The 12,767-nt window shown below is 40.5% G+C and carries 12 protein-coding genes; 8 read left to right on the forward strand and 4 right to left on the reverse strand.

Features of this window, described 5'->3' with window-relative positions; all coding sequences use genetic code 11:
• Nucleotides 1-5 precede the first annotated feature (5 nt).
• The 8 genes from M3P19_RS07265 to M3P19_RS07300 all read left to right on the forward strand — a co-directional run bounded on the left by M3P19_RS07265 (nucleotide 6) and on the right by M3P19_RS07300 (nucleotide 8,816).
• Nucleotides 6-1,280, forward strand: coding sequence for a sigma-54 interaction domain-containing protein (locus M3P19_RS07265; protein ID WP_249656992.1), 1,275 nt, complete (start codon nucleotides 6-8; stop codon nucleotides 1,278-1,280).
• Nucleotides 1,281-1,300: 20 nt separating this feature from the next.
• Nucleotides 1,301-1,828, forward strand: coding sequence for an LptE family protein (locus M3P19_RS07270; protein ID WP_249656993.1), 528 nt, complete (start codon nucleotides 1,301-1,303; stop codon nucleotides 1,826-1,828).
• 4 nt (nucleotides 1,829-1,832) lie between these two features.
• On the forward strand, nucleotides 1,833-2,720 hold the full coding sequence (locus M3P19_RS07275) for a hypothetical protein (RefSeq protein ID WP_249656994.1): 888 nt from the start codon (nucleotides 1,833-1,835) through the stop codon (nucleotides 2,718-2,720).
• Nucleotides 2,721-2,729: 9 nt separating this feature from the next.
• Nucleotides 2,730-3,098 (forward strand): preprotein translocase subunit SecG, encoded by a 369-nt coding sequence (gene secG, locus M3P19_RS07280; protein ID WP_249656995.1) that lies wholly within the window; start codon nucleotides 2,730-2,732, stop codon nucleotides 3,096-3,098.
• A 148-nt stretch (nucleotides 3,099-3,246) separates the two neighbouring features.
• The gene (locus M3P19_RS07285) at nucleotides 3,247-3,525 is read left to right on the forward strand and encodes a co-chaperone GroES (RefSeq protein ID WP_249656996.1); all 279 of its coding nucleotides are present in this window, start codon (nucleotides 3,247-3,249) and stop codon (nucleotides 3,523-3,525) included.
• Between the two features lie 66 nt (nucleotides 3,526-3,591).
• A complete protein-coding gene (groL, locus tag M3P19_RS07290) occupies nucleotides 3,592-5,226 on the forward strand; it encodes a chaperonin GroEL (protein ID WP_249656997.1) in 1,635 nt (544 codons plus the stop codon).
• A gap of 156 nt (nucleotides 5,227-5,382) precedes the next feature.
• On the forward strand, nucleotides 5,383-6,597 hold the full coding sequence (locus tag M3P19_RS07295; RefSeq protein WP_249656998.1) for a glycoside hydrolase family 18 protein: 1,215 nt from the start codon (nucleotides 5,383-5,385) through the stop codon (nucleotides 6,595-6,597).
• A gap of 8 nt (nucleotides 6,598-6,605) precedes the next feature.
• Nucleotides 6,606-8,816, forward strand: coding sequence for a DUF4838 domain-containing protein (locus M3P19_RS07300; protein ID WP_249656999.1), 2,211 nt, complete (start codon nucleotides 6,606-6,608; stop codon nucleotides 8,814-8,816).
• Between the two features lie 50 nt (nucleotides 8,817-8,866).
• Here M3P19_RS07300 and M3P19_RS07305 read toward each other — a convergent pair whose 3' ends face one another.
• The 4 genes from M3P19_RS07305 to M3P19_RS07320 all read right to left on the reverse strand — a co-directional run bounded on the left by M3P19_RS07305 (nucleotide 8,867) and on the right by M3P19_RS07320 (nucleotide 12,694).
• On the reverse strand, nucleotides 8,867-9,577 hold the full coding sequence (locus M3P19_RS07305) for a heavy-metal-associated domain-containing protein (protein ID WP_249657000.1): 711 nt from the start codon (nucleotides 9,575-9,577) through the stop codon (nucleotides 8,867-8,869).
• Nucleotides 9,577-9,948, reverse strand: a complete 372-nt coding sequence (locus M3P19_RS07310) for a heavy-metal-associated domain-containing protein (protein WP_249657001.1) — start codon at nucleotides 9,946-9,948, stop codon at nucleotides 9,577-9,579. The genes M3P19_RS07305 and M3P19_RS07310 overlap by 1 nt, the downstream gene beginning before the upstream one ends.
• A gap of 18 nt (nucleotides 9,949-9,966) precedes the next feature.
• The gene (locus M3P19_RS07315) at nucleotides 9,967-12,201 is read right to left on the reverse strand and encodes a TonB-dependent receptor (protein WP_249657002.1); all 2,235 of its coding nucleotides are present in this window, start codon (nucleotides 12,199-12,201) and stop codon (nucleotides 9,967-9,969) included.
• Between the two features lie 79 nt (nucleotides 12,202-12,280).
• The gene (locus M3P19_RS07320) at nucleotides 12,281-12,694 is read right to left on the reverse strand and encodes an HYC_CC_PP family protein (RefSeq protein WP_249657003.1); all 414 of its coding nucleotides are present in this window, start codon (nucleotides 12,692-12,694) and stop codon (nucleotides 12,281-12,283) included.
• Nucleotides 12,695-12,767: the final 73 nt, after the last annotated feature.

A 12,767-nucleotide genomic window follows, 5' to 3' on the forward strand; every position in this document is an offset into this window, starting at 1 on the left:
AAATAATGGAAAGCATACAATCCACAAAGCAAAGATTTGAGCTTATCGGAAACGATATTAAGCTCAATAGAGCATTGGAAAAAGCTATACAAGTAGCCCCAACGGATATTTCAGTGTTAGTCACCGGAGAAAGTGGGGTCGGTAAAGAAGCCATACCAAAAATCATTCACTCCCTCTCACATCGTAAGCATGCCAAGTACATTGCGGTAAACTGCGGAGCCATCCCTGAAGGTACTATCGATAGTGAATTGTTTGGGCATGAAAAAGGGGCTTTTACTGGAGCTACACAAACGCGAAGTGGTTATTTTGAAGTTGCAGATGGCGGTACTATTTTTTTGGATGAAGTAGGTGAACTTCCCTTGACTACCCAAGTGCGTTTACTTCGTGTTTTGGAAAACGGGGAATTTTTAAAAGTCGGTTCCTCACAGGTCCAAAAAACTGATGTTCGTATCGTTGCGGCAACCAACATCAATATGTTCGAAGCCATTAAAAAGGAGAAATTCAGAGAAGACCTTTATTACAGGTTAAGTACCGTCGAAATCAATATTCCACCATTAAGAGAGCGACAAGAAGATATCCATTTATTGTTTCGGAAGTTTGCCTCGGATTTTGGTCAGAAATACAAAATGCCAACCATCCGTTTAGACGAACAGGCAGTTCAGTTGCTATTGAAGTATCGTTGGCCGGGAAATATTCGACAATTACGGAATATTGCCGAGCAAGTATCTGTTTTGGAAGAAAACCGAAACATTACTGCTTCAACCCTACATAGTTACTTGCCCAATTCGAGCAATACCAATCTGCCAGCTGTAGTGGAACCCGGCAAAAAAGAAAGTGATTTCAGTAACGAAAGAGAAATCCTTTACAAGGTTTTGTTTGATATGAAAGGTGACCTCAACGACCTTAAAAAGTTGACCTTGGAATTGTTGAAGAACAATGATACCGAAAAAGTCCAGGAGGAAAATGAAAACCTTATTCGCAAGATTTACGGCAAAAAAGACGAAGAAGCCCCTCAACATGAAACCAATGTAACCGAGGTATTGCATTTACCTGAACCGCCTGTAATTGAAGCAACCACTCCCATAGTTCCAACACCGGAAGATCGCTATCATTTTGCAGAAGAAATCCAAGAAGAAGAAACCCTATCTTTACAAGAAAAGGAAATTGAATTGATTAAAAAATCCTTGGAACGAAACAAGGGAAAACGAAAAGCGGCCGCAACGGAATTAGGTATTTCGGAACGAACCCTATACCGTAAAATAAAACAATACGATCTCTAAATACGCGGTTGGAAAAATATATGAAAGCATTGAAAAAGACTGGATATAAAGTAGCACTTCTAGCACTGACTTTAGTATTTTATGGTTGCGGAGCCTACAATTTCTCGGGAGCCGACATTGGCACAGCTGAAAGTTTTCAAGTGAACTTCTTTCAAAATTATGCGGACCAAAATCCCGGTTCAACCATAGAACCTGGTTTAGATCGGGAATTCACCAATGCCTTACAGGAATTGATAAACAATCTAACCAGTTTATCATTGACCGGAAGTAATGGTGATTTGTTGTACGAAGGTGAAATCGTGGAATACAAGGTCACACCGATGACGGCAACTTCAGATCAATTGACTGCCCAGAACAGGTTAACCATGACCGTAAATGTTAGATTCTTCAACAGAACCAAGGAAGATGCGGATTTTGAACGTCGTTTCTCCTTCTTCTTTGATTTTGATGCAGCAGCCTCACTGCCATCGGTACAAGCAGCGGCCCACGAAGAAATTTTTGATCGTATAACGCAGGACATTTTCAATGCGTCGTTAGGTAATTGGTAAGTAAATGAATGTTTCGGATTTTATAGAGATTCTTCAAAAATCGGATACCATCCTATCCCCAAAACAAACGAGGGAATTGGAAGGCATCATCGAAGAATATCCTTATTTCCAAGCGGCACGAGCCTTACACTTAAAAGGATTGAAAAATCTAGACAGCTACAAATACAACAATGCATTAAAAGTGACTGCAGCCCATACTGCCGATCGAGATGTGTTGTTTGACTTTATCACATCTGAAGATTTTGTCCAAAACAATATTGCCGACACCTTGGCTGGGCGCGCACCAAAACTAGAAGAAAAGAAAGCCGTTACCGAGGAAATAGAACCCAACACTGAAACGGGGAGCTTGTTGGGAGAGTCCGAAGAAGCCTTACCTCAGAACATTTCGGATGCAGAACAAATATTGAATCCTGGTCTTTTCAAATCCAAAAATGAAAAGGAGGAAGTTCAAGAAGATTCCGAAGTCGTTCCTGAAGCGGAAATGGATTTGGAGTTGGGCAAACCAATTCCATTTACCAAAAAAGAGCGGCATTCATTTGCAGAGTGGCTTCAACTCACGTCCAAACATCCAGAGGAATCAGACACAAAAGAAAAGGATACTCCTGCAATGGACAAAAAACAAAAGTTTGAACTTTTGGACAAATTCATTGAAAGCAGGCCCAAGATCGTTCCAAGTGAGGAATCCAGACCTAAAGTCAATATCAAGGAGTCTGTGAAGATGGATAAAAATGAGCTGATGACACAGACACTTGCCAAGGTTTATCTGGAGCAGAAAAAGTATAAAAAAGCCATTCAAGCCTATAAAATATTGAGTTTGAAATATCCAGAAAAAAGTGGTTTCTTTGCAGATCAAATTCGCGCAGTGAAGAAGCTGCAGAAAGAAAAAGAATAAGATTTTACCATGAGTACATTTACTATATTCCTGATTTTGATCATTGCTGTGTGCCTATTATTGGTATTGGTGATTATGGTACAAAACCCCAAAGGCGGAGGATTATCTTCATCTTTTGGTGGCAGTGGAAACCAAGTAGTTGGCGGTGTAAAAAAGACTGGGGATTTTCTGGATAAGAGTACTTGGACGTTAGCTGGTCTGCTAATCGTTTTGATATTGTTGTCCAATGTTTCCCTAAAAGGAAATTACTCTCAGGCAGGTTCTAAATTGTTGCAAGGTGACGACATAGAAAACACAGTTCCGGAAACACTTCCAGAAACGGTACCTGAGCAATTACCTACAACTGACAATACTAATCCAGCAGACACGATAAACTAACAATCGTGACAGATAAAAATACATAATGCCAGCTTGTAAATGACAAGCTGGCATTTTTGTTTTCTATAATGTCAGTTTTCACGATAATGGCATAATTTCTGTCCAATTATTCGAGAATTTTTAAAACAAATACCTAAAGATTAATAATATGGCTAAAGTAAACATCCAACCATTAGCGGATAGGGTTCTTATCGAACCTGTTGAAGCTGAGACTACAACAGCTTCTGGAATTATAATCCCTGATACCGCCAAGGAAAAACCACAAAAAGGAAATGTAGTTGCCGTTGGTCCTGGTTCCAAAGACGAATCCATGACTGTAAAAGTGGGTGACACCGTACTTTACGGAAAATATGCAGGTACTGAATTGAAATTGGACGGTACCGATTACCTAATGATGCGCGAGAGTGATATTCTAGCAATCGTTTAATTGCAATAGACAATCAATAGTTAAATCTAAAGTTCCCCTGAAAGCGGGAAAAAATCAAAATAAAAAATGGCAAAAGATATTAAGTTCGATATAGAAGCTCGCGACGGCCTCAAAAAAGGTGTGGATGCCTTGGCCAATGCAGTTAAAGTTACCTTGGGACCAAAAGGTAGAAATGTAATCATCAATAAGTCTTTCGGTGCTCCTCAAGTGACCAAAGATGGTGTTACTGTAGCTAAGGAGATTGAATTGGAAGACGCCCTAGAAAACATGGGTGCCCAAATGGTAAAGGAAGTTGCTTCCAAAACCAATGATTTGGCCGGTGATGGTACAACTACTGCAACCGTTCTTGCACAAGCAATTGTAAAGGAAGGTCTTAAAAATGTTGCAGCAGGTGCCAACCCAATGGATTTGAAAAGAGGTATTGACAAAGCAGTTGAAGCTATCGTTGAAAACCTTTCCAAACAATCCAAAAAAGTGGGTGATTCCTCAGAAAAAATTAAGCAAGTTGCAGCTATCTCCGCAAACAATGACGGAGCAATAGGTGATTTGATTGCCCAAGCTTTCGGAAAAGTAGGAAAAGAAGGTGTTATCACCGTTGAAGAAGCCAAAGGAACTGACACCTATGTAGACGTTGTAGAAGGAATGCAGTTCGATCGTGGATACCTTTCACCATACTTCGTTACCGATTCTGAAAAAATGATCGCCGATCTAGAGAACCCATATATCTTATTGTTCGACAAAAAGATTTCTTCCATGAAGGATTTGCTTCCTGTATTGGAACCAGTTGCACAATCCGGCAAGCCGCTACTGATTATTGCCGAAGATGTGGATGGTGAAGCATTAGCCACATTGGTTGTGAATAAACTAAGAGGATCGTTGAAAATAGCAGCAGTAAAAGCTCCAGGTTTTGGCGACAGAAGAAAGGCAATGTTGGAAGATATCGCTATCCTAACCAATGGTACTGTGATTTCAGAAGAAAGAGGTTTCTCTTTGGAGAATGCTTCCGTTGACATGCTAGGATCATGTGAGCGTATCACGATCGACAAGGACAACACAACGATTGTAAACGGTTCTGGTGATACGGACAACATCAAAACACGTGTAAACCAGATCAAAAGTCAAATCGAGACTACTACATCTGATTACGATAAGGAAAAACTACAGGAGCGATTGGCTAAATTGGCTGGTGGTGTTGCCGTACTTTATGTGGGTGCGGCATCTGAAGTTGAAATGAAGGAGAAAAAAGACCGTGTTGATGATGCTTTGCATGCTACAAGAGCAGCAGTTGAAGAAGGAATCGTTGCTGGTGGTGGTGTTGCTTTGGTAAGAGCTAAAGCTGTACTTTCCAAAGTAGAGTCTGTAAACGCTGATGAGGAAACTGGTCTTCAAATTGTAGCCCGAGCTATTGAGGCCCCATTAAGAACAATTGTTGAAAATGCTGGTGGAGAAGGTTCCGTAGTGGTTGCTAAAGTGATGGACGGCAAGGCTGACTTTGGATACGATGCCAAATCCGATCAATACGTTGAGATGATGAAAGCTGGTATCATTGACCCGAAAAAAGTGACCCGTATTGCACTTGAAAATGCGGCTTCGGTTTCAGGTATGATCTTGACTACAGAGTGTTCATTGACCGATATAAAAGAAGATGCACCTGCAATGCCTCCAATGGGAGGTGGCGGAGGAATGCCAGGGATGATGTAAATCACATCTGATCATAAAGTTAAGCCCGTATCCGTGTTGGTACGGGCTTTTTTTTGAGCAAAATTGCCGTTGGTACTTTCAACCTCGTTACCTGTCTAAATCTTTCCGAAATCTGCTCCACTTTGGCTAAATTTTAAACACAAAATTTAACCAATCATGAAATCATTACATTTCAACACCAATTACCTTTTACTCCTCCTGTTGGCAATTGTATCTGCCTGCAAAACAGAAAAAAAAGCACCTGAGACAACCAGCACAAAAGAGCCCATTGCTGTAATGGCCTATTACGTACCAGAAGAAAATTATGCGCCAGAATCCTTACCGCTGGAACAACTAACGCACATCATTTTTTCATTTACCCATGTAGTGGATGGCGAAATGAAATTTGAGAACGCAGAAAGCGGACCAAAATTAGAATCTTTGGTAGCACAACGTCAAAATCATCCCAACCTAAAAATCATGATTGCTTGCGGTGGCTGGGGCGCTGATGGATTTTCAGACATGTCCTACACTGCGGAGAATAGAAAAAAATTCGTTGAAAGTGTCGTAGCATTCAATAAGAAATACGATTTGGATGGCTTGGACATTGATTGGGAATATCCTGCGATTCCTGCAGCAGGTACCGGAGCACGCCCAGAAGACAAGCAAAACTTTACGTTTTTGATGAAAGAACTAAGGGAAGCCTTAGATACTTTGGACCGCGAACAGACTTTGACTTTTGCCTCCGCAGGATGGAAACCTTACTATAAAAACGTCGAACTGAATGAGGTAATGAAGTATGCTGACTATATGAACATCATGACATATGACCAAGTCGGATCCAGTTCCCCCTTCACCGGGCATCACACACCATTGGGTTTAATTAAAGAGGAAGATGTTACAGATACTTTTGCTTGGGACTACATGAATGAGCGTCGGGAACAGCTCAAGGAAAGAGGAATTACTTTAGATCCGCGTTCCGCGGAAAGAATCGTGGAGTTCTGCATCGCCGAGGGTGTCAAGCCAGAACAATTGGTCATTGGTTCTGCATTCTATGGTCGTGCATGGAAAGGAGTTCCTACTAAAAATAATGGTTTGTACCAGTCAAATTCTGGAGCGCATATAGGATGGAGTACTTATAGACAGATCCGTTCAGAATTTGAGCCAGACAAGAATTATGTTCGATTTTGGGATTCCATTGCAAAAGCACCATATCTGTACAATGCAAAGGATAGTATTTTTATAAGTTATGACGACACAGTATCGGTCAGAATGAAAACGGAGTATGCCATCAACAAAAAATTAGGAGGTATCATGTTCTGGCAATTGGGAAATGATACCAAGGATTCAAATAGCTTGTTGAAAGCCATGTACGAAGCATCCATCAAATAATTAGAGCCATGCAAAAAATTACATTCGCACTAATCGGGGCACTACTACTGTTAACAAGTTGCAGTCAAAATAAATTGAAATTGGTTAAAAACGGTGAGTCTGACTATGTCATCACCTATACCAAGGAAGACCATGAATCCGCTAAAGTTCTCCAAAATTATCTGGAGAAAATTAGCGGGGTCGAGTTGGAATTGACAGAAGGGAATTTAGATTCAGCCACTCCAAAAATTGTTCTAGGTTTACTCGAAGATTCGTCCCCTTCCGAGAATATACAAATCAAAACCCAGGATGGTAATTTACACATCCTTGGCGGTTCCCATCAAGCCGTGCAAAATGCCGTTTATGAATTCCTTGAACGGTATTTTAATTGCAAATGGTATGCCCCAGGAGTAGAAGCCATACCATTGAAAAAATCCATTACGCTCAACGAAATGGATTATTCGTATATTCCAGAAATTAGTACCAGAACGGTCCATTCTAGATTGTTCTATCAAAATCATGATTTTGCTGACCAACAGAAGGTTACCTATGAAGCGTTTCCAACGTATGTACCTTCTGCCAGAGTCCACACCTTCCATAAATTTATGCCGGAGGAGGTTTTTTATGAAGATCACCCCGAATATTATGCTTTGAGAGGTGATAAGCGATTACCTACCCAACTGTGTTTGACCAATCCTGATGTTCTTGAAATTGTAAAGGATTCTGTAGCCGCTCTTTTTGAAAGACATCCAGAGGCTGCTGTCCTATCGGTAAGTCAAGATGACAACCAACAATATTGTCAATGCCCCTTGTGCAGTCGTATTGATGAGGAGGAAGGTAGTCCTGCAGGGACAATGGTTCGTTTTGTGAACAACGTCGCCAAAGCTTTTCCGGATAAAACCATATCGACCTTGGCCTATCAACACACTAGAAAACCTCCAAAAACTGCTCCAGATCCTAATGTTTTGATCACCTTATGTTCTATTGAATGTGATCGAAGCGCTCCGATAGCCGATAAATGCGAAGATTTCGCCCAAGATCTTATTGGATGGGGCAAACTCACCGACAACATCAGGATTTGGGATTATACAACCCAATTCACAAATTTTTTGGCACCATTTCCGAACATTCACACCATACAACCCAATATCCATTTATTTAGAGACAACAATGCCAAATGGGTATTTGAACAACACAGTAATAACCCAAGTGAGCTTTTTGAACTGCGTTCTTACGTTACGGCAAAATTGTTATGGAACCCAGATCTTGATTTCAACGACCTTCTCTTAGAGTTTACCAATGGCTATTATCAAGAGGCTGGGCCTTTTATAAAAAACTATGTTGACCAAATTCATCAAGAATTGGCTAATGATCAGGACTTTTTCCTCTTTCTGTATGGAGATCCCTCCGAAGCATTCGATTCTTATTTGAAACCAGATCTTTTAGCACAATATGCCAATTTATTTGATGCTGCGGAAGAAGCGGTAGCCGAAAAACCAGCAATTCTCAATCGTGTAAAGATGGCCCGTTTGGGCATTGATTATGCAATGCTGGAGGCTAGCAGAAAAAACATAACGGATCAACTCAGTCTTACGATAGCGGATGCTGACGGGATAGAGTCTATAAATCCAGATGTTGCAATGCTATTGGACAATTTCAGTAACACCGCAAAGAACAATGACATTACCCTCATGAACGAAATGGGCTTTACAGTAAACGAATATGGTGCCAACTTCTTATCTGCATTGGAGATGGCCAAAAGACCGAATAAAGCCCGAGATTCTGAAGTCACCACTCTAACGAAGCCCAAAAAATATGCGAACGAAGACCCTATGGTTTTGACTGATGGAGCCTTGGGCGGTAGTAGCTTCTATGCCAATTGGTTGGGTTATGAAGGCAATGATATGGAAGTTGTTGTAGACCTAGGAAAAACGGAATCCATAAACACCATTTCGATGGCATTTTTACAGGTGACGAATCATGTGGTTTTCTTCCCTAGCGAAGTCACTTATTTTGGGTCAGTTGATAATAAGACTTTTACAGAAATTGGAACCATAAACTCTCCCAAGCCGTTAACCAAATCCAGTAAGGTGAATGATATCCAATATTTTGACCTGGAATTTGACCCAGCAAGTTATCGGTATGTAAAAGTAGTGGCACGGAACACTGAAACACCATATTGGCATCACGCCGCAGGACTTCCTTCTTGGGTATTTGCGGACGAAATTATCATTGACTAACAATTAAAAAGAAAGCCCCAAGGCACAAACCGAGGGGCTCTCTTAACGCACTAAACAAATAACATCCAAAATGCCATAATCAGCATAATGGCGTTTTCTATAAATGTGGCTTCAGTCATGGGTAATTTAAGTGCCGTACCCAAACAAGCACAACGGATGCTTTTTTTATCCAACAATGTTCTGGTCACCCCAATTGTAGTGACTCCCAATACTATGATGGTTAAAATCAATGCTGTTTGTACCTCAAATCGCATCAAAAACATTAGGCCCAATACCAATTCCAAGAATGGATAAATCCAACCATAAAAAGGTAAGGCCTTAGCCAATGGGTCATACATTGCAAAACTTTCTGGAAAGCCCTTTAAATCCAAAAATTTAAAAAAGCTGAAAACGATATAAAACAGCCCCATGAAATCCAACATGGCCTCATTAGAATCCCAATCCTTCCAATGCAATAAAAAAGCCGTACCGAATAAATAGGCAAAAATCAAAAACAATGGTCGCAATTGCACCCATTTGGACTGGACTTCAGCTTCCACGCTTGTCGAGGGAATATACTCCTCATTGGAAATGGTGTATTTGCTGGGTAAAGTCGCTTTCAGTTCAGCCAAGTCAACATGTCGATTCATAGTGATTTCAGCAGAAGATGTCTCCAGATTCACATCCACAGTTTCCACCCCGCTGACCTGCATAAGGTTATCCGCAACTGAAGCTACACAACCATTACAGGTCATTCCTGATATGCTATACTTATGCTTCATTAATGACTGCCATCATGGTGTTGATTGCTGTCATCCGAGTTGTCCTCCCGGTATTTACAGCATGCATGCAGACCTTTATAGGCTTCTTCCGTCGCCTTGAGTTCCTTTGTATCGTGACCAGCTTCAACCAATGCCGTTTTTATCTTCATAGCATCTGTTTTTCGCTCATCCATAACCAAGGTCAATTGATGGGAAGGAATGTCCCAGCTTGCAAATTTAACACCGGGAACACCTAAGGCAGCTTTTTCAATACGCATCTTGCACATTTCACACTTGCCATTGACATCCATGATCATTTTTTTGTTTTTGTCCTGTGCCAGACCAATGGTTGATACCAAGAACATCGTTAAAATTAGAATCCTGTTTTTCATTCGTATTTTGAGTTCATATTATGATTTAAATCTAAAACCTGCATAGATCATACGCCCAAAAACAGGGGCATACACTATGGTTGTATCAAAGTTGGTTCCAAACGGGTCATCTGCACCCAAAACCGCATTATCTTGTCTAATATTCATAAGGTTTTCTCCTCCTACGTACACTTCAAACCTATTAGAGAATACCTTGGTCACTTGGGCATTCATCAAACTATAGCCTTCAGCAAATTCATCAAAAACCAAATCTCCTGGACTTGCTGCCGTAAAAGGTAGGCGTTGTTCGCCCAAAGCATTGAAAGTGTAATCAAAACGCCATTGAGAACCGTTTTCCTTTAGTTCTGTATTGTACCCAATATTGGTGAAAAACCGGTGTCTTGCCTGCAAGGGTTTTTGTAGTCTACCAGTTTGATAGTCGGTCTTTACATCATAAAATTTATATGCAGTTCTCAATTCCAAACGTGGTAAGACCTCATAATCAATTTCTACCTGCAAACTATTAGCATAACTCTTACCTTCTAAATTACTAAAGGTAACTTGCTGTGGATTTTCCCAGTCCACCACAATTTGATTGTCAAAATTTGTGCGATAAAAGTCCACAGAAAAATTACCGGGACGATCGAACAAATCGAATCCTTGTAAAAAGCTAACTCCAAAATTGGTAGCCTTTTCAGGATCGAATCCATAAATGGAACCTCCATTTCCCTGTAACTGTATCGTTCTTGAAGATGCGAACATTCGCTGATTTTCAGCAAATATGTTTGCAGCTCGCCTTCCAATTCCAAAAGAACCGCGCAAACTTGATCTTTCCCAAGGGGTATATCTCAAATGAAAACGAGGGGTAAAGAAATTGCCTAATCGATTGTGCGTATCAAAACGCAGACCCGCAGTAAAGCTTACCTTTTCAAGATTGGTATAGGCATATTCAAAAAATGCCCCGGCAGAACGATCTACACGTTCAAAATCTTGAGTATTTACCAACTCTTTATAACCATCATAAGCAAAAGTCAAACCCGTAGTGAACTTGCTTTTGGTATTTCCAATAATGGAATTGAAGAGTAGATTGGAGTAGATACTCGTATGATCTATATCATAAATATTGAAACCATAGTACGAATCCTGCTGATGATTGCTATAGGATGCCTGGAATCCCACACTTTGAAAAGGTAACTCTGGAAACACATACCCCAGTTTAACAGAACCATCAAAACGATTAGTATCTATCTCACTGCCCCAAGCATTTGTCGTAAATCTATCCGTATCTGGATTAAAGTCCACTTGTCCAACTTGCTTCTCATCATTCAGGTAACGAACATTAAGAAAACTGACCCAGCCAGTCTCCGGATTTTGATACTGCCAACGGTTCATAATATTGATTTGATTGGCCAATGGGTTATCCAAAAAACCATCATCATTGTTATCTACATCGGCATCCCTTCTATTGGCATGGATGTACAAACCTGTACTCCATTTGTCTGATAGTTTTGTATTCAAATGGGTATTGAATTCCAATCTACCATTCACATTGGCATAGCCATTCACAAAAATTGGATTATCCAATAAAGGTTTTTGCAGCTCTGTATTGATTTGACCCGATATACTTTCGTAGCCATTCACTACACTACCCGCTCCTTTGGTAATTTGGATACTTTCAACCCATGTGCCAGGCGTATATGTCAATCCAAAGGCTTGGGAGGCACCACGCACCATAGGAATATTCTCTTGGGTAATCAACAAATAGGGGCTCGTTAAACCCAACATCTGAATTTGCTTGGTACCGGTCAAGGCATCATTGAAATTTACGTCAATCGCTGGATTGGTCTCAAAACTCTCCGAAAGGTTGCAGCAGGCCGCCTTTAACAATTCCGCACTATTAACTGTTATCACATTTTGAGGTGCGAAATACGCTTTCTGAACTGCATCTCTTTCCTTTTGAACCACCACCTCATCCAATTGATTGGTAGGGACCAACCAATGATGAACCATTTTAGGTGCATCAATAGTCAAAGTATCGGATTTAAAACCGACAAAACTAATGATCAATTTGCTGTATTCTTTCGAGTAAGGGATACTAAAAGTCCCATCCTCTTTAGTAATGGTTCCCAATTGGGAATCCATCCAATACACATTGGCACCAGCCAGGCCAATATGTTTGTTCTCTGTATTTGCCTCCATGATCATACCCTCCACTTTATCTTGGGCACATATCATAATCGGAAGTAAAAACGTTGCTATTAAAATGTATTTCATTTGATTTTTTAACATTATGAACAATCTATTTAGCCCGAATCAAAGTATTGACACGGGTAACCATTGGATGTTCTAAAAATCAAATCAAGAATACCTGATCCAGAATATGGATATCGTGGGTTATCAAGGGAGGTGGATACCCCTCCGAAGGTATTGGCAGTTCCTCAAGAGGAACATATAAATCAATAAAGGATTTGGCAAAAGCCACCAAGAAAATTTGGTGCTCTAAATCTAAATCGTACGTGGACAGTTTAAGATCGTCCTGACCGTTTACTGTAAATGTTTCATCGGCACAACAATGACCATCCATTTGGTCATCATCCATAAAAACGATCATTGCTTCCTCCATTCCACAACCACTAGAACCGGAAAACAAAGCAATGTCCATTACTCGTCCCATACATAGATGTTTTTCTACCGTCCATGAGACCGTAGAGAGTAACACCATTACAGCGAGAAAAACGGAGGCGATATTACGGAATACTCCTTTCACAAGCCCAAAATTACCAATTATTTGCTATTTGATGCCTTTAAGTTCAATACCTTAACGAAATTTTAGGTTGCCA

It is taken from the genome of Flagellimonas spongiicola (genome assembly GCF_023502425.1).
Lineage (GTDB): Bacteria > Bacteroidota > Bacteroidia > Flavobacteriales > Flavobacteriaceae > Flagellimonas > Flagellimonas spongiicola.